The organism is Pseudomonas brassicae, from assembly GCF_010671725.1.
Classification (GTDB): Bacteria; Pseudomonadota; Gammaproteobacteria; order Pseudomonadales; family Pseudomonadaceae; genus Aquipseudomonas; species Aquipseudomonas brassicae.
The window spans coordinates 1-18,050 of record NZ_JAAHBU010000099.1; the positions used below are offsets into that span (position 1 = coordinate 1).

An 18,050-nucleotide genomic window follows, 5' to 3' on the forward strand; every position below is an offset into this window, starting at 1 on the left:
TGCCAGCGAAGAGGCCGGTAAAGGCAGCACAATAAAAAAGGGCCACCCGAAGGCAGCCCCAAAAATAACTAAAGAAGAGAGAGTTCGTACTTACACTGCCGCAACCGGACGCATGTAAGAGATCGGTGCCGTACTGGCATCTTCGAAGGTCACCACTTCCCAGGCATCGGTTTCCTCGATCAGCTTGCGCAGCAGCTGGTTGTTCAGCGCGTGCCCGGACTTGTAGCCCTTGAACTCGCCGATCAGGCTGTTGCCCAGCAGGTAGAGGTCGCCAATCGCGTCGAGGATCTTGTGCTTGACGAATTCGTCTTCGTAACGAAGGCCGTCTTCGTTGAGCACGCCATCCTTGTCCACAACGATCGCGTTTTCTACGCTGCCGCCGAGGGCGAGGTTGTGCTTGCGCAGGTACTCGATGTCACTCATGAACCCGAAGGTACGGGCGCGGCTGACTTCCTTCACGAACGAGGTGCTGGAAAAGTCCACGCTGGCACTTTGAGTCCGGTTGTGGAACACCGGGTGGTCGAAATCGATCTCGAAACTCACCTTGAACCCTTCGAAAGGCAGGAAAGTGGCGCGCTTGTCGCCGTCTTCCACTGTCACTTCACGCAGGATGCGGATGAACTTCTTGGCTGCGTCCTGTTCTTCCAGGCCGGCAGATTGAATCAGGAATACAAAGGGCCCGGCGCTGCCGTCCATAATTGGCACTTCGGACGCGGAGAGCTCGACGTAGGCGTTATCGATGCCCAGGCCAGCCATGGCCGAGAGCAGGTGCTCTACCGTGTCTACCTTGGTATCGCCATTGACCAGTGTCGTCGACATGGTCGTCTCGCCGACGTTTTCCGCGCGGGCAGGGATCTGCACCACAGGGTCGAGGTCGGCGCGGCAAAATACGATGCCGGTATCCACAGGGGCGGGCTTGAGGGTCAGGTAAACCTTTTCCCCGGAGTGCAGACCGACACCTGTGGCACGGATGATATTTTTCAGGGTGCGTTGTTTAATCATGGCATTGGCCGCTTCAGCGCAAATTGCGAACTGGTATCAACAAAGGCTGAGGATAATAGCAGACCCGGCCTTTGCTGAACACCAATCACCTTCATAGCCCTGATAAATTCCATTAATCGGCCTGGCGACGAAGGAAAGCCGGGATGTCCAGATAATCCAGGTCGTCCTGTGGGTTGAGCTTCTGTGCCGCGGCGGCCCGGCGTGCGCCTGGTTGCGCATGACGGTCGGACGCTCGAGGTCGCGGTAGTTGACCGACGCCTGTTCCGGACGTACCGGTGCCGGGGCAGCGGTTTGTACGGCAGCCGTCTGCAGGGTGTTGTCGATGACCTTGACCGGTTTCTCGATCTTGGCACCCAGCCCGGTGGCCACCACGGTGACGTGCAGCTCGTCGCGCATGTCCGGGTCGATGACAGTACCGACCTTGACCATGGCGTGGTCGGACGCGAACGCCTCGATGATGCTGCCCACGTCGGAGTATTCACCCAGCGACAGGTCAGGACCTGCAGTGATGTTCACCAGGATGCCGCGGGCGCCTGCAGGTTGACGTCTTCGAGCAGCGGGTTGCGGATGGCCGCCTCGGTCGCTTCACGCGCACGGTTCGGGCCGCTGGCGCAGCCGGTGCCCATCATGGCCATGCCCATCTCGCTCATCACGGTACGCACGTCGGCGAAGTCGACGTTGATCATGCCCGGACGCTTGATGATGTCGGAGATACCGCGAACGGCACCGGCCAGCACGTCGTCAGCCTTGGCAAATGCCGACAGCAGGCTGGCATCCTTGCCCAGGATGGTCAGCAGCTTCTCGTTCGGGATGGTGATCAACGAGTCGACGCTGTCGGCCAGAGCACGGATGCCCTCGTCGGCAATCTGCATGCGCTTGCGACCTTCGAACGGGAACGGACGGGTCACCACCGCAACGGTGAGGATGCCCATTTCCTTGGCCACTTCGGCAATGATCGGGGCTGCACCGGTACCGGTACCGCCGCCCATGCCGGTGGTGATGAACACCATGTTGGTGCCCTGCAGCACTTCGGCAATGCGCTCACGGTCTTCCAGTGCGGCCTGACGACCGACTTCCGGATTGGCCCCGGCACCCAGGCCCTTGGTCACGCCAGTGCCCAGTTGCAGGATGGTGCGCGCGCCGATGTTTTTCAGCGCCTGAGCATCGGTGTTGGCGCAGATGAATTCGACGCCTTCAATGTTGCTCTTGACCATGTGATTGACGGCGTTGCCACCGCCGCCACCGACGCCGATCACCTTGATGACCGGACTTTGCGGGACGTTGTCTACGAGCTCGAACATTTTCCCTCTCCTTTCAGTTCTCTAGTTTTTGCGCCTACTACTACTGCTTTGAAACTTAAAAGTTGCCCTGGACCCAGCGCTTGAGTCGCTCAAGCACGGGGGCCTTCGGTTCATCGCCATAGCTGTTGCTGCTGATACCGGTCAGGGTCACGCCTTCGGACTGCTTCTGCAGGCCATAGGTCAGAAGGCCCACGCCGGTGGAATAGATGGGGTTGCGCACCACGTCGCTCAGGCCCCGCACGGTGTACGGCACGCCCAGGCGTACCGGCATGTGGAAAATCTCTTCGGCCAGCTCCACCGCGCCTTCCATCTTGGACGTACCGCCGGTGAGCACGATGCCCGCAGGCACCAGGTCTTCGTAGCCGCTGCGGCGCAGTTCAGCCTGGATCAGGGTGAACAGTTCGTCGTAACGTGGCTCGACCACTTCGGCCAGCGCCTGGCGCGACAGTTCGCGCGGTGGGCGATCACCCACGCTCGGCACCTTGATGGTTTCACCGGCACCGGCCAGCTTGGCCAGGGCGCAGGCGTAGCGGATCTTGATCTCTTCGGCGTACTGGGTCGCGTACGCAGCGCCATGGCGATGTCGTTGGTGACCTGGTCGCCGGCAATCGGGATCACCGCCGTGTGGCGGATAGCGCCCTCGGTGAAGATCGCGATGTCGGTGGTACCGCCGCCGATGTCCACCAGGCACACGCCCAGCTCTTTCTCGTCATCGGTCAGTACCGAATAGGCCGAGGCCAGTTGCTCGAGAATGATGTCATCGATTTCGAGGCCGCAGCGGCGCACGCACTTCTCGATGTTCTGCGCTGCATTCACCGCGCAGGTGACCACGTGCACCTTGGCTTCCAGACGCACGCCCGACATGCCCAGTGGCTCGCGCACGCCTTCCTGGTTGTCGATCACGTAGTCCTGCGGCAGGGTATGCAGCACCCGCTGGTCGGCCGGGATGGCCACGGCCTGGGCCGCGTCGAGTACCCGCTCAAGGTCCGCGGCGCTGACTTCGCGATCACGGATCGCGACGATGCCGTGGGAGTTCAGGCTGCGGATATGATTGCCCGCCACGCCGACGAACGCCGAGTGAATCCGGCAGCCAGCCATCAGCTGGGCCTCTTCGACAGCGCGCTGGATCGACTGCACGGTGGATTCGATATTGACCACCACGCCCTTTTTCAACCCGCGCGAGGGATAGGTGCCGATACCGACGATTTCCAGGGTGCCGTCGGCGGCGACTTCGCCCACCAGTGCAACCACCTTGGACGTACCGATATCCAGCCCGACGATCATTTTGCCGCTATGCGCATTTGCCATGGGTCCTGCCTCTCTCTAATTCTTCGCAACAGCGGGTTGGGCTGTCGTCGGTGCATTCGGTTCCCGCCAGCCAACGGCCAGGCCATTGGCATAACGCAGATCGATGCGGGCGATGTTCGTGATCTGTTCTTTGAGCGTCTTGTCGTAAATGGCAATGAAGCGGCGCATCTTTTCCACCAGGTGGTCACGCCCCAACAGCAACTCGATCCCCGGGCCGGCGCTGCCAGCACCGGTGGTCAGAAACCAGCTGCCGCGCTCGCGCAGTTCCAGCCGGGCAATCGAGAACCCCATGGGGCGCAACATCTGGCTCAATACCTGGTACTGCTGCATCACTTGCTGCTGTGCCCGTTGCGGCCCGAACAACTGCGGCAGGTGCTCGTAGTTGGCCAGCTCACGCGGGGTGAATGCCTGGCCCTGGTTGTTGAGCAGCGCCTCATCACCCCAGCGCGCCACCGGCAGCTGTTCTTCGAGGCGGATCACCACCTCGTCCGGCCACACCCGACGCACTTCGGCATGGGCGATCCAGGGCATCAGCTCCAGCTCGGCACGCATGCTGGCCAGGTCCACGGTAAAGAAACTTGCCGCCACATACGGGGCGATACGCTGCTGCACCGCCTGCTGGCTGATGTAGCTCAGATCGCCTTGTACGGCGATCTTGGTAATCGGCCGGTCGGCGTACGGCATCAGGCGCTGCGCACCCTCATAGGCGCCGAAACCGGCAACCACCAGCAGCACCGGCCACAGCAGGCGCTTGAACACACTGAAGTTGGCCTTGGGCAGGCGCGCCGACAGTGGCTCCTTGGCCACCATCCGGCTGGCACCACGCGGCACCGGCTTGCGGCCGGTGGCGGGTTGCTGATGACGTACCATCGCGCCTTGCATGGGCTTAACCTCGCGCCTCGACGCTGGCCGCCAGGATCGCCAGCACCAACTGCTGGAAGTCCAGGCCGGCCGCGCGTGCCGCCATCGGGACCAGGCTGTGATCGGTCATGCCTGGTGCTGTGTTGACTTCCAGGGGCCAGAAATTGCCCTGCTCGTCCTGCATCACGTCCAGGCGGCCCCAGCCGGCAATGCCGATGGCGTCGCACGCACGTGCAGTCAGTTCGATCAGTTCCTGTTCCTTGGCAGCGTCCAGGCCGCACGGAATGCGGTACTGGGTATCGTTGGCAACGTACTTGGCGTCGTAGTCGTAGAAGGTGTGCGGGGTGCCCAGCGCAATCGGCGGCAAGACCTGACCACGCAGAACGGCAATGGTGAACTCCGGACCGTGAATCCACTGTTCAACCAATACTTGCGAGTCGTAGGTGGCGGCGTCCTTCCAGGCAACGATCAATTCGTCCACGTTGCTCACTTTCGCCATACCGATACTGGAACCTTCATGGGCCGGTTTGACGATCAAAGGGAAGCCCAGTTCCGCGCCTGCAGAAATACAGTCTTGCTCGCTGGCCAGCACGGCGTGGTGCGGGGTCGGAATACCCAGGCTTTTCCACACCTGCTTGGTACGCAGCTTGTCCATGGCCAGGGCCGAGGCAAGGATGCCGCTACCGGTGTAGGGGATGCCCAGGCATTCGAGCAGGCCCTGCATGCTGCCGTCTTCGCCGCCACGGCCGTGCAGGATGATGAAGGCACGGTCGAGCTTTTCGTGCTGCAGGCGCGCCAGCAGGTCATCGCCCACATCGATGGCGACCACGTCGACACCGGCACGGGTCAGCGCGTCGATCACCGCCGCACCGGACTTGAGCGATACCTCGCGCTCGGCGCTCTTGCCGCCATACAGCACACCGACGCGGCCGAAGGCTTGCGGCTCGAGGGTGGAAGGCAGCGTGGAATAGTTGGCCGTCATTTCGACTTCCCCTGACTGGCAACGGCACCCGCGAACAGCGGGCTCTTGATTAATTGCGGTGCAAGCCCGCCGATGTCACCGGCGCCCTGGCACAGCAGGATGTCACCGGCACGCAGCAACGGCTTGACCAGCGGCGCGAGTTCCACGCCGCGTTCGATGTAGATCGGGTCGAGCTGACCGCGCTGGCGGATGCTGTGGCACAACTGGCGGCTATCGGCACCGGGGATCGGCTCTTCGCCGGCCGGGTAGACCTCCATCAGCAGCAGTACGTTGGCGTCGGCCAACACCTGCACGAAATCGTCGTACAGGTCGCGGGTGCGGCTGTAGCGGTGCGGCTGGTACACCATCACCAGGCGGCGCTCCGGCCAGCCACCACGCACGGCCTTGATCACCGCCGCGACTTCGGTCGGGTGGTGACCGTAATCGTCGACCAGCATCACGCTGCCGCCTTCGACCGGCAGCTCGCCGTACACCTGGAAGCGTCGACCCACGCCCTGGAAGCCCGACAGCCCCTGCACGATGGCTTCGTCGCTGATGCCTTCGTCGGTGGCGATGGCGATGGTCGCCAGCGCATTGAGCACATTGTGGTTGCCCGGCATGTTCACCGACACGTCCAGCGGCTCGCGGTCACGGCGCAGTACGGTGAAGTGGGTCTGCATGCCCGACTGACGCACATTGATCGCGCGCACGTCGGCTTCCTCGGCAAAGCCGTAGGTCACCGCCGGACGCTTGACCAGCGGCAGGATCTCGCGCACCACCGGGTCGTCCAGGCACACCACCGCCAAGCCGTAGAACGGCAGGTTGTGGAGGAACTCGACAAAGGTCTTCTTCAGCTTGTTGAAGTCACCTTCGTAGGTTGCCATGTGGTCGGCGTCGATGTTGGTGACCACCGCGACCAGCGGTTGCAGGTGCAGGAAGCTGGCATCGCTTTCATCGGCTTCGGCGATCAGGTAGCGGCTGGTGCCAAGCTGAGCATTGGTGCCGGCTGCATTGAGCCGGCCACCGATAACGAAGGTCGGGTCCAGGCCACCTGCGGCGAACACCGAGGCCAGCAGGCTGGTGGTGGTGGTCTTGCCGTGGGTGCCGGCCACCGCGATACCGTGGCGGTAGCGCATCAGTTCGGCCAGCATCTCGGCACGTGGCACCACTGGAATGCGGCGCTCCAGCGCGGTGGCGACTTCCGGGTTGGCAGTATTGATGGCGCTGGAGACCACCAGCACATCGGCACTGGCAGCGTTCTCGGCACGGTGGCCGATGAAGATTTCGGCACCGAAGGATTCCAGGCGCTCGGTGACCGCCGAGGTCTTGAGGTCGGAACCCGACACCTGGTAACCCAGGTTCAGCAATACCTCGGCAATGCCGCACATGCCTACGCCGCCGATACCGACGAAGTGGATGCGGCGAATCCGGCGCATTTCTGGTTGCGGCATGGCTTTCTGGTGCTCAACCATGGGCCACCTCCAGGCAGATATCGACCACGCTGCGGGTGGCGGCGGGCTTGGCCAGGCGCCGTGCGGTGGCGGCCATGGAGTCGAGTTTTTGCGGTTGCATCAGCACCTCGTTCAGGCGTTCAGCGAGCTGCGCTGCGCCAGTTGTCGCTTGTGGCAGCAGGAAGGCGGCGCCTTCACGTGCCAGATAATGGGCGTTGTGGGTCTGGTGATCGTCGATGGCGTGGGGCAAGGGCACCAGCATCGAGGGCAGACCGGCCGCCGCCAGTTCGCTGACGGTCAGCGCACCGGCCCGGCAGATCACCAGGTCGGCCCAGCCATAGGCATGGGCCATGTCTTTGATGAACGGCTCTACCTGAGCCTCGATCCCGGCTTCGCGATAGCGCTCGGCGGTGATCTGGTCGTGTTGCTTGCCGGCCTGGTGGAACACCTCTGGGCGCAGCGCCTCGGGCACCAGCGCCAGGGCTTGCGGCAACAGCTTGTTCAACGGCTCGGCACCCAGGCTGCCGCCCAGCACCAGCAGGCGCGCGCGGCGCCCGGCCAGCGGTGCACGTACAGGCTCCAGGAACAGTTCGCCGCGCACCGGGTTGCCGGTGGTGCGCAGCTTGTCGCTGGCCGCGAAGGTCGCGGGGAAAGCTTCGCAGACTCGCCCGGCCAGGGGCACCAGCAGCCGATTGGCGGTACCCGCCCTGGCGTTCTGCTCGTGAATCACCACCGGTACGCCGGCCAGCTTCGCCGCCACACCACCCGGCCCCGTCACGTAGCCGCCAAAGCCGACCACGCACACCGGTTTGAGGCGGGCGATGATGCGGCGTGCCTGCAACACCGCCTTGAACAGGGTGAACGGCGCCTTGAGCAGCGACAGCTTGCCCTTGCCCCGCAGGCCGGTGACCTGGATCAGGTGCAGTTGCAAGCCGGCCTGTGGCACCAGCTCGTTTTCGATACCGCGGGGGGTGCCCAGCCAGTGCACGGTATAGCCGCGCGCCTGGAATTCGCGGGCGCAGGCCAGCGCCGGGAACACGTGGCCCCCGGTGCCGCCGGCCATGATCAGTACGTTTTTGCCATTAACGGCCATGTTTCGGCTCCTCGGCAAAATCGCTTTCGTCGAACTCGTGCTCTTCGCTGCCCAGGTGTGTGCGGCTCTCCCACTCGATGCGCAACAGCAAGCCCATGCAGGCACAGCAGATCACCAGCGAGCTGCCGCCGTAACTGAGGAACGGCAGGGTCAGGCCCTTGGTCGGCAGCAGGCCGACGTTCACCCCGATGTTGATCAGGAACTGACCGATCCACAGGAACGCCAGGCCATAGGCCATGTAGGCGGCGAAGAATTGCTTGGCTTTCTCGGCCCACAGGCCGATGTACATGGCACGCACGCTGACGAACACGAACAGCGCCACGGTCAGCAGCGAGCCGACCACGCCCAGTTCTTCGGCCAGCACCGAGAACACGAAGTCGGTGTGCGCTTCGGGCAGGTAGAACTGCTTCTGCACGCTATTGCCCAGGCCCACGCCCAACCACTCGCCACGCCCGAAGGCAATCAGTGCCTGGGTCAACTGGTAGCCGGAGCCGAACTGATCCGACCAGGGGTCGGTAAAGGTGATCAGCCGCGCCATCCGGTAGGGCTGTGCCTGCACCAGGATGAACACCGCAGCCACCGCCAGCACCACCATCAGGCTGAAGCGGAACAGCCCCACCCCGCCCAGGAACAGCATCGCCGCAGCGGCGCCCATCATCACTACGGTGGCGCCGAAGTCCGGCTCCATCAGCAGCAGGCCGGCCATCGGCAACAACACGATGAACGGTTTGAAGAAACCCATCCAGCTCTCGCGCACTTCGGTCTGGCGACGCACCAGGTAGCCGGCGAGGTAGATCACCACGAACACCTTGGCGATTTCCGAGGGCTGCACGTTGAAGAAACTGAAGCCGATCCAGCGCATCGAGCCGTTCACTTCGCGCCCGATCCCGGGCACCAGCACCAGCACCAGCAGGCCGAAGGCACCGACCAGCATCATAAAGCCCATGCGCTGCCAGGTGGCGATCGGCACCATCATGGTGACGATGCAGGCGAACAGGCCGATGGCCACGTAGATCAGGTGGCGAATCATGTGGTACAGCGGGTTGCCCGACTGCACGGCGGCCACTTCCGAGGACGCCGAGGTGATCATCACCAGGCCCAGGCCCAGCAGTGCCAGGCAACCGGCGAGCATGGCAAAGTCGAGGTCGATGCCACGGCCAGTGATCAGCGGGGACGGGTACGGTCTGACGATACCGAAGATCATGCCAGCCCCTCCACCGCCTGGGCGAACAGCCGCCCACGCTCTTCGAAGTTCTTGAACATGTCCAGGCTCGCACAGGCTGGCGACAGCAGCACGGCATCGCCGGCCTGGGCCAGCGTGGCGCATTGCTGCACGGCTTCGTCGAGGCTGGCGACGCGAATCAGCGGCACGGCGTCGCCCAGGGCTTCGGCCAGGCGCTCGGCATCACGGCCCAACAGCACCACGGCGCGGCAATGGGCGGCCACCGGTGCGCGCAGGGCAGCAAAATCGGCGCCCTTGCCGTCGCCACCGGCAACCAGCACCAGCTTGCCGTCGATATCCGCGCCCAGGCCCTCGATGGCCGCCAGTGCGGCACCGACGTTGGTGGCCTTGGAATCGTCGTACCAGCTCACGCCGTCACGCTCGCGCAGCCATTGGCAACGGTGCGCCAGGCCGGCGAAGGTACGCAGGCTCGCCAGCATGGCATCGAACGGCAGGCCGACCGCGTGGCCCAGGGCCAGGGCCGCCAGGGCGTTGGACTGGTTGTGGGCACCGCGGATCTTCAGCTCGCGTACCGGCATCAACGCCTGGAACTCGAATGCCAGGCATTTCTCGCCGTTTTCTTCGCGCAGGCCAAAGCCCTTGAAGTCTGGTGCGTTCAGGCCGAAGGTCCAGTACGGCACGCTCTCCATCAGCAACGGACGGCTCAGTGCATCCTGACGATTGACCACCACCTGGCGCGCGCCGCGGAAAATCCGGTGCTTGGCCAGGTGATAGGCCGGCAGGCCGCTATAGCGATCCATGTGGTCTTCGCTGACATTGAGCACCGTGGCCACTTCAGCGTTGAGCTGGTCGGTGGTCTCCAGCTGGAAGCTCGACAGCTCCATCACGTACAGCTCAATAGCATCGTCCAGCAGGTCCAGCGCCGGCGTGCCGAGGTTGCCGCCCACGGCCACGCGCTTGCCCGCCGCCGCCGCCATCTCGCCCACCAGCGTGGTGACGGTGCTCTTGGCGTTGGAGCCGCTGATGGCGACGATGGGCGCCTTGGCGTGGCGGGCGAACAGCTCGATATCACCCGACAGCTTCACACCACGTGCGGCAGCCAGTTGCAACGCCGGGGTGGCCAGGGCCAGGCCAGGGCTTACATACAACTCGTCGGCACGGCACAGAAACTCCACATCCAGTTCGCCGCAACGCACTTCCACCTGCGGGTAGTCGCGACGCAAGGTCGCCAGCTCCGGCGGGTTCTCGCGGGTGTCGGCCACCGCAAACGCAATGCCCCGGTTCGCCAGGAAGCGAACCAGGGACATGCCGCTCTTGCCGAGGCCGACAACGATGCGGAAGTGGTCAGACGCGATCAGGGACACTCGTTCTACCTCAGTTTCAGGGTGGCAAGGCCGAACAGCACGAGAATCACGGTGATGATCCAGAAGCGGACGATCACCCGAGGCTCGGGCCAACCCTTGAGTTCAAAGTGGTGGTGGATCGGTGCCATGCGAAACACACGCTTGCCGGTCAATTTGAAGGACGCCACCTGGATCACTACCGAGAGGGTCTCCATCACGAACACACCGCCCATGATGAACAGCACGATTTCCTGGCGCACGATCACCGCGATGGTGCCCAGCGCAGCGCCCAGCGCCAGCGCGCCGACATCGCCCATGAACACCTGCGCCGGGTAGGTGTTGAACCACAGGAAGCCCAGGCCTGCGCCGATCAGCGCGCCGCAGAACACAATCAGCTCGCCGGCACCGGGTACATAAGGGATCAGCAGGTATTCGGCGAACTTCACGTTACCCGACAGGTAGCAGAAGATGCCCAGCGCCCCCCCGACCATCACGGTCGGCATGATTGCCAGGCCATCGAGGCCGTCGGTCAGGTTGACCGCATTGCTCGAACCGACGATGACGAAATAGGTCAGCACCACGAAGCCGATGCCCAGCGGCAGGGTGACGTCCTTGAGCATCGGCACGATCAGGGTGGTTTCCACGCTGGTCGGCGCCGTCATGTACAGGAAGATTGCCGCGCCCAGGCCGAACACCGATTGCCAGAAGTACTTCCAGCGGCTTGGCAGCCCGCGCGAGTTCTTTTCGATCACCTTGCGGTAGTCGTCGACCCAGCCCACCGCACCGAACAGCAGGGTGACGATCAGCACCACCCACACATAGCGGTTGGTCAGGTCGGCCCACAACAGCGTGCTCACGCCGATGGCCGAGAGGATCAGCGCACCGCCCATGGTCGGGGTGCCGGACTTGGACAGGTGCGATTGCGGGCCGTCATTGCGCACGGCTTGACCGATCTGGCGAATCTGCAGGGTACGGATCATCCAGGGGCCCAGCCACAGGGCCAGCGACAACGCGGTCAGCACACCCAGAATCCCGCGCAGGGTCAGGTACTGAAAGACCGCGAAGCCTGTGTAGAACTGTTGCAGATACTCAGCCAGCAGCAGCAGCATTAATGTTTCTCCCCGCTGGAACCGCACAAGGCCGCCACGACGTTTTCCATCGCTGCGCTGCGCGAACCCTTGATCAAAATAGTGGTGTTGATGGCCTGCTCGACGCGAACGGCGTCGATCAGGTCAGCTTGAGTAGCGAAATGATGGGCACCTGTGCCAAACGCCTTGACGGCATGGGCCATCATCGGGCCCACGGCGTAGAGTGCCGCTACCTTGCCTTTGGCATACTCGCCAACCTGGCGATGCCCTTCTTCGGCCCACTGGCCCAATTCGCCGATATCCCCGAGCACCAGGACGGTGCGCCCGGAAAAGCCGGCGAGTATATCAACGGCAGCGCACATGGAGGTGGGGTTTGCGTTGTAACTGTCATCGATCACGCGTACACCCGTGGGGGCGATCTGCACCACCGTACGGCCCTTGACCGGTTGCACGGCGTTCAGGCCGGCGACAATACCGCCCAGCGTCAGACCAAAGGCGTGCGCCGCCGCCGCCGCCGCCAGTGCATTACTGACGTTGTGGGTGCCCAGCAGATTGAGCTGCACGCGCGCGTTGCCCAAGGGGCTGCGCAGCTCGAAGCCCGGGCAGCCGCGCACATCGTGACGGATATCGGCGGCATGGAAATCGGCGCGGCCATCGGCCAGGGCAAAGGTGACCACGCGATGGGAGCCGGCGCGCTGCTTCCAGATGCCGAACGCCTTGTCATCAAGGTTCAATACAGCCACGCCATCCTGAGCCAGACCTTCGAGGATCTCGCCCTTGGCTTCGACGATTTTCTCCGGCCCGCCGAACTCGCCCACATGTGCAGTGCCGGCATTGTTGATCAGCACCACCTGCGGCTTGGTCAGGCCCACGGTGTAGGCGATTTCACCCAGGCGCGAAGCCCCCAGCTCGACCACCGCCGCAGTATGCTGCGGGGCAATTTCGAGCAGGGTCAGCGGCGCCCCCAGGTCGTTGTTCAGGTTGCCCCGCGTGGCCAGTACCGGGCCGCGCGTGCGCAGGATGCTGGCGAGCATTTCCTTGACCGTGGTCTTGCCGCTGGAGCCGGTGATGGCTGCCACTGGCCGAGTAAACTCGGCACGGTTGAGCGCGCCCAGTTGCCCCAGGGCGATACGGCAGTCGGCCACGAGCAGTTGCGGCAATGGGCTGCCCGCCACTTCGCGCTCGACCAGCGCGGCCACGGCGCCTTTGCCGGCCACTTCATTCAGGTAGTCGTGGCCGTCGAAACGCGGCCCGGCCAACGCGACGAACAGTTGCCCGGCGACGATGGCACGGCTGTCGATGCTGACGCCGGTGAAGGTCGCGTCGGCGCCCAGCACGCGCCCCTGCAACGAGGCCGCGAGCTGGCTCAGCGAACGGGCTTCAAGCATGCTCGGCCTCCCAGGCGGCCAGGGCTTTCTCGGCCTCGACCAGGTCGGAGAAGTCATGGCGCTGGCCATTGATCTCCTGGTAATCCTCATGCCCCTTGCCGGCCAGGACGATGACATCGTCGGCCTTGGCACTGGCGATCAGGTGGGCAATGGCCTCGCCACGGCCAGCGATGAACTCGACGCCTTGATCACGCGCAAAGCCTGGGCGAATGTCGTCGAAAATCTGCTGCGGGTCTTCGCTGCGCGGGTTGTCGTCGGTGACCAGCACGCGGTCGGCCAGGCGCTCGGCCACTTCGGCCATCAGCGGGCGCTTGCCGCGATCACGGTCGCCACCACAGCCGAACAGGCACGACAACTGGCCACGAGCATGCGGGCGCAAGGCTTCGAGTACCTTTTCCAGCGCGTCGGGGGTGTGCGCGTAATCGACCACCACCAGCGGCTTGCTGCCGCCGCCCAGGCGTTGCATGCGGCCTACCGGACCTTCGAGTTTTGCGGTGACCTTGAGAATGTCGTCCAGCGGGTGGTCCATCGCCATCAGCGTACCCACTGCTGCCAGCAGGTTGCTGAGGTTGAAACGCCCCAGCAAGCGGCCGCACAGCATGTGCTCGCCCTGTGCAGTCACCAGCACCGCACGTACGCCATCGTCGTCGAAGTGCGCATCGCGGCAATACAGTGAGGCGTCAGGATTGCTCAGGCTGTAGCTGATCAGGCGGGACTCGCCGCCTGCAGCCGCCAGCTCGCGCCCGAACGCATCGTCGAGGTTGACCACCCGGCAACGCAGGTTCTGCCAGTTGAACAGGCGTGCCTTGGCCGCCTGGTAGGCCTGCATGCTGCCATGGTAGTCCAGGTGGTCGCGCGACAGGTTGGTCATTACCACGATGTCGAACGCCAGCGCCGCCACCCGCCCCTGCTCCAGCGCGTGGGAAGAGACTTCCATGGCCACGGCCTTGGCCCCGGCCTTTTTCAGGTCGTTGAGGGTCGCCTGTACCGCGATCGGGTCGGGGGTCGTCAGGCGGCCGCTCTGCAGCGAACCGTAGAAACCGGTACCCAGGGTGCCGATCAGGCCACAGTGCTGGCCCAGCAGGTCCAGCGCCTGGGCCACCAGCTGGGTCACACTGGTCTTGCCGTTGGTACCCGTCACGCCGATCAGCTCCAGCTGACGGCTTGGCTCGCCATAGAAGCGCCCGGCGATGTCGGACAGCTGGGCAATCAGGCCCTTGACCGGAATCAACGGCACGTCGGTGATCGGCAGCACGGTGGCGCCGTTCACTTCATAGGCCACCGCCGCCGCGCCACGCTTGAGCGCATCGGCAATGTGCTCGCGACCGTCCACCCGCGCCCCCGGCACCGCCAGGAACAGGTCGCCGGCACGCACGCTGCGGCTGTCCAGGGTCAGCTCGCGGATCAACGGGTCGTTGCTGCCGCTCAGGGCAAACAGTTTACTCAATGGCATCGTCATCAACCGCGCCCTCCCTTGGCCGGGGCAGCATCGGCCTGCTGCGCTGGAGTGGGTGCCGGCAGGTTGTCTGGCGGCACATTCATAAGACGCAGGGTGCCGGACATGACCTTGCTGAAGACCGGCGCGGACACCAGGCCACCGAAGTAGCCGCCCTTGCTCGGTTCGTCGATCACCACGACGATGGCATAACGCGGGTCGCTCATCGGCCCGAAGCCGGTGAACAGCGAACGGTAGGCGTTCTCGGTGTAGCCCTTGGAGCCCACGGTGGCCTTGCGCGCGGTACCACTCTTGCCGCCGACGTGGTACGACGGCACCTGGGCGCGGAACACACCGCGCGGGGCCTCGATCACCTGCTGCAGCATGGCCTGGATGGTTTCAGCGGTTTCCTTGGGCACCACTTGCGTCGACTCGGGCTCCTTGTCGACCTTGAGAATGCTCAGCGGCACCATCTTGCCGTCGTTGGCCAGGGCCGCATAGGCATGCACCAACTGCAAGGCGGTGACCGACAGGCCATAGCCATACGACAGGGTCGCGGTCTCGGCCTTGCGCCACTCGCGGTGGTTGGGCAGGTTGCCGACACGCTCGCCCGGGAAGCCCAGGCCGGTGTACTGGCCAAGCCCCAGTTGCGACATCACGCGGTAGATCGATTCGCCACCGATATCGAAGGCGATCTTGCTCATGCCGACGTTACTGGAGTTGATCAGGATACCGGTCAGATCGAGGATCGGGCCTTCGCTCTTGGATACGTCGCGGATGGTGTAGCGCCCCAGCTGCAAGGTGCCCGGATACACCTCGACCTTGTCGGTAGGCTTCCAGCGGCCGCTTTGCAGCGCAGCGCTCATCGAGAACGGCTTGACCGTCGAACCCGGTTCGAACACGTCGATGATGGCGCGGTTGCGCATGGCCGCAGGGAACATGCTGCGGCGGTTGTTCGGGTTGTAGGTGGGCTGATTGACCATGGCCAGCACTTCACCGGTCTTCACGTCCATGATCACCAGGCTGCCGGCCTTGGCTTCCTGCTCGGCGATCGCGTTGCGCAGCTCGCGGGTAGCCAGATATTGCAGGCGCAGGTCGATGGACAACGCCAAGGTCTTTCCGGCCTTGGCGTTTTTGGTTACCTGGATGTCCTTGATCAGACGCCCTCGCCTGTCCTTGATCACCTGGCGCTTGCCGGGCACCCCGGCCAGCCACTCGTCATAGGCCAGCTCCACACCCTCGCGACCGTGGTCGTCCAGGTCGGTGAACCCGACCATGTGCGCGGCGACGTCGCGGCCGGGTAGAAGCGGCGGAACTCTTCGATGCCGTAAACACCGGGCACCTTGAGGTCGAGCACCACCTGCCCCTGCTCCGGGGTCAGGCCACGCACCAGGTAAATGAATTCCTTGTTGGCCTGCTGCTCGAGGCGCTCGGTCAACTGCTGCGGGTTCTGCTTGAGCGCAGCGGCCAGGGCCGGCCAGCGGTCTTTGGCAGCCTGCATTTCCTTGGGGTTGGCCCACAGCGTAGTGACCGGCGTACTCACCGCCAGCGGCTCGCCATTGCGGTCGGTGATCAGCCCACGATGCGCCGGGATCGGAATATGGCGCAGGCTGCGGGCATCGCCCTGGCCCTTGAGGAAGTCGCGATCGACCACCTGCAGGTCGACGATGCGCCAGGCAATGGCACCCACCATGATCGCCAACAGGCCGATCACCACGCGGAACCGCCACGGATACAGGGCGCCCTCGAGTTTCATCATGGCGCCACCATCCGCACTTCGTCAGCGGCAGGGATGCGCATGTGCAGCTGTTCGCTGGCCAGGTTCTCGATGCGGCTGTGGGCGGTCCAGGTGCTCTGCTCGAGGATCAGCCGGCCCCACTCAGCCTGCGCCTTGTCGCGCTCGCTGAGTTCGCCATACAGGATGTTGAGCAACTGGCGGTTCCAGTGCGCGCTGTACGACACGGCAATCGCCGAAACGAGCACGCCGACAAAAAGCAGAAGCATCAGGAAGCTTCCGCCTGGCAAAGGCTTGGCGAAAAGCCTGCTCACCGCAGCTTCTCCGCCACACGCATGACCGCGCTACGCGAGCGCGGGTTGGCCTTGAGCTCGGCCTCGGAGGCAAACTGCGCCTTGCCGTGCACCTTGATCTTGGGGTCGAACGGCGTGTGCTGCACCGGCAGGTTGCGCGGCAGGTTGTCGGCCTCGCCCTTGGCCAGCTTGCGCATGAACAGCTTGACGATACGGTCTTCGAGCGAGTGAAAGCTGATGACCACCAGGCGGCCGCCAACTTCGAGGGTATCGAGCGCAGCCTGCAGCCCGGCTTCGAGATCGCCCAGCTCGTTGTTGACGTGGATGCGCAGGCCCTGGAAGGCACGGGTGGCAGGGTTCTTGCCCTTTTCCCAGGCAGGGTTGGCAACCTTGAGCACTTCGGCAAGGTCGGCGGTACGGGTGAACGGTTGCTGCTCGCGACGCGCGACCACGGCGTTGGCCATGCGCTTGGCAAAACGCTCCTCACCGTATTCCTTGAACACCCGGGCGATTTCTTCGGCGGGTGCGCTGGCAATGAACTCGGCTGCACTGACGCCGCGGCTCGGATCCATGCGCATGTCCAGCGGGCCATCGTTCATGAAACTGAAGCCACGCTCGGGGTCATCGAGCTGCGGCGACGACACGCCCAGATCGAGCAGGATGCCATTGACCTTGCCGGTCAGACCGCGCTCGGCCACTTCATCGCCCAACTCGGCAAAACTGCGCTGCACAATGACAAAGCGGCCGTCTTCGGCCGCCAGCGTTTGCCCGGTGGCAATCGCTTGAGGATCCTTGTCGAACCCCAGCAGCCGGCCCTGCGGCCCGAGGTGCTGGAGAATCAGCCGGCTGTGCCCGCCGCGACCGAAGGTACCATCCAGGTAGCAGCCATCGGCGCGTACGGCGAGAGCCTCGACGGCTTCGTCCAGCAGTACGGTGATGTGTTTAAAGCCGCTATCTATAGTCACAGGATCAAATCACGCAGTTCATCAGGCATCGCGCCCGGTTGTTGAATGGCCGCCAGGTCTGCTGCAGATACAGCGTTCCAGGCGTCCTCGTCCCACAGTTGAAACTTGTTCAGTTGCCCCACCAGCATCGCCCGCTTGTCCAGCTTGGCGTAGTCGCGCAAACGCGGTGGCACCAGAAAACGCCCACTGCCGTCGAGCTCCAGATCCACCGCATTGCCAATCAGCAAACGCTGCAGGCGACGGTTCTCTTCGCGTAACGACGGCAAGGCGCGCAACTTGGCTTCGATCAGTTCCCACTCATCCAGCGGGTAAACGCACAAGCAGGGATCCACCGCATCGATCGTCACGATCAGTTGCCCGGAACTGCGCGAATCGAGCTCGTCACGGTACCGGCTCGGCATGGCGAGACGACCCTTTGCGTCGAGGTTGATTGCGTTGGCTCCGCGAAACACGGCTGCACTTCCCTAAATGTTAGCTTTTTTGTGTCTGAAAACCCACTTCATGCCACTTTCCGCCACTTGCGCACACTATAGGAATCCGCCTACCACACCGTCAAGGCGCGCTTATAAGGAAAACCCTTACAGATCGGAGATTTAGCGCAACAAGGCGACAAGAAGGGGCAAATCAGAGGGGGTTTTGACGG

At 63.9% G+C, this 18,050-nt stretch carries 13 protein-coding genes and 3 pseudogenes; all 16 read right to left on the reverse strand.

Annotated features, from left to right (window positions below):
- Positions 1 to 90 precede the first annotated feature (90 nt).
- Positions 91 to 1,002 (reverse strand): UDP-3-O-acyl-N-acetylglucosamine deacetylase, encoded by a 912-nt coding sequence (gene lpxC / locus G3436_RS08305; protein WP_043862073.1) that lies wholly within the window; start codon positions 1,000 to 1,002, stop codon positions 91 to 93.
- 112 nt (positions 1,003 to 1,114) lie between these two features.
- Positions 1,115 to 2,303: pseudogene (gene ftsZ / locus G3436_RS08310) on the reverse strand (cell division protein FtsZ).
- A gap of 55 nt (positions 2,304 to 2,358) precedes the next feature.
- Positions 2,359 to 3,611 (reverse strand): annotated as a pseudogene (gene ftsA, locus G3436_RS08315) (cell division protein FtsA).
- 15 nt (positions 3,612 to 3,626) lie between these two features.
- Entirely contained in the window at positions 3,627 to 4,493 is an 867-nt protein-coding gene (locus tag G3436_RS08320) for a cell division protein FtsQ/DivIB (protein WP_163943474.1), read from the reverse strand.
- 4 nt (positions 4,494 to 4,497) lie between these two features.
- Entirely contained in the window at positions 4,498 to 5,454 is a 957-nt protein-coding gene (locus tag G3436_RS08325; RefSeq protein ID WP_163943477.1) for a D-alanine--D-alanine ligase, read from the reverse strand.
- The gene (gene murC, locus G3436_RS08330; RefSeq protein ID WP_163943480.1) at positions 5,451 to 6,905 is read right to left on the reverse strand and encodes a UDP-N-acetylmuramate--L-alanine ligase; all 1,455 of its coding nucleotides are present in this window, start codon (positions 6,903 to 6,905) and stop codon (positions 5,451 to 5,453) included. The genes G3436_RS08325 and murC overlap by 4 nt, the downstream gene beginning before the upstream one ends.
- Entirely contained in the window at positions 6,898 to 7,977 is a 1,080-nt protein-coding gene (murG, locus tag G3436_RS08335) for an undecaprenyldiphospho-muramoylpentapeptide beta-N-acetylglucosaminyltransferase (protein WP_163943482.1), read from the reverse strand. The genes murC and murG overlap by 8 nt, the downstream gene beginning before the upstream one ends.
- On the reverse strand, positions 7,967 to 9,181 hold the full coding sequence (gene ftsW, locus G3436_RS08340; protein WP_163943485.1) for a putative lipid II flippase FtsW: 1,215 nt from the start codon (positions 9,179 to 9,181) through the stop codon (positions 7,967 to 7,969). Before ftsW ends, murG begins: the two co-directional genes overlap by 11 nt.
- On the reverse strand, positions 9,178 to 10,524 hold the full coding sequence (murD, locus tag G3436_RS08345) for a UDP-N-acetylmuramoyl-L-alanine--D-glutamate ligase (RefSeq protein ID WP_163943488.1): 1,347 nt from the start codon (positions 10,522 to 10,524) through the stop codon (positions 9,178 to 9,180). Before murD ends, ftsW begins: the two co-directional genes overlap by 4 nt.
- Before the next feature lie 5 nt (positions 10,525 to 10,529).
- Positions 10,530 to 11,612, reverse strand: coding sequence for a phospho-N-acetylmuramoyl-pentapeptide-transferase (gene mraY, locus G3436_RS08350; RefSeq protein ID WP_163943491.1), 1,083 nt, complete (start codon positions 11,610 to 11,612; stop codon positions 10,530 to 10,532).
- Positions 11,612 to 12,979: a UDP-N-acetylmuramoyl-tripeptide--D-alanyl-D-alanine ligase gene (locus tag G3436_RS08355; RefSeq protein ID WP_163943493.1), complete on the reverse strand. Its 1,368-nt coding sequence runs from the start codon at positions 12,977 to 12,979 to the stop codon at positions 11,612 to 11,614. The genes mraY and G3436_RS08355 overlap by 1 nt, the downstream gene beginning before the upstream one ends.
- On the reverse strand, positions 12,972 to 14,438 hold the full coding sequence (locus G3436_RS08360) for a UDP-N-acetylmuramoyl-L-alanyl-D-glutamate--2,6-diaminopimelate ligase (protein WP_163943496.1): 1,467 nt from the start codon (positions 14,436 to 14,438) through the stop codon (positions 12,972 to 12,974). Before G3436_RS08360 ends, G3436_RS08355 begins: the two co-directional genes overlap by 8 nt.
- Positions 14,438 to 16,170, reverse strand: a pseudogene (locus tag G3436_RS28260) (peptidoglycan D,D-transpeptidase FtsI family protein). The gene G3436_RS08360 and the pseudogene G3436_RS28260 overlap by 1 nt, the downstream one beginning before the upstream one ends.
- Positions 16,170 to 16,463, reverse strand: coding sequence for a cell division protein FtsL (gene ftsL / locus G3436_RS08370; protein WP_163943499.1), 294 nt, complete (start codon positions 16,461 to 16,463; stop codon positions 16,170 to 16,172). Before ftsL ends, G3436_RS28260 begins: the two are co-directional and overlap by 1 nt.
- Positions 16,460 to 17,407: a 16S rRNA (cytosine(1402)-N(4))-methyltransferase RsmH gene (rsmH, locus tag G3436_RS08375; protein ID WP_163943501.1), complete on the reverse strand. Its 948-nt coding sequence runs from the start codon at positions 17,405 to 17,407 to the stop codon at positions 16,460 to 16,462. The genes ftsL and rsmH overlap by 4 nt, the downstream gene beginning before the upstream one ends.
- On the reverse strand, positions 17,404 to 17,859 hold the full coding sequence (mraZ, locus tag G3436_RS08380; RefSeq protein WP_163943504.1) for a division/cell wall cluster transcriptional repressor MraZ: 456 nt from the start codon (positions 17,857 to 17,859) through the stop codon (positions 17,404 to 17,406). Before mraZ ends, rsmH begins: the two co-directional genes overlap by 4 nt.
- Between the last annotated feature and the right edge of the window lie 191 nt (positions 17,860 to 18,050).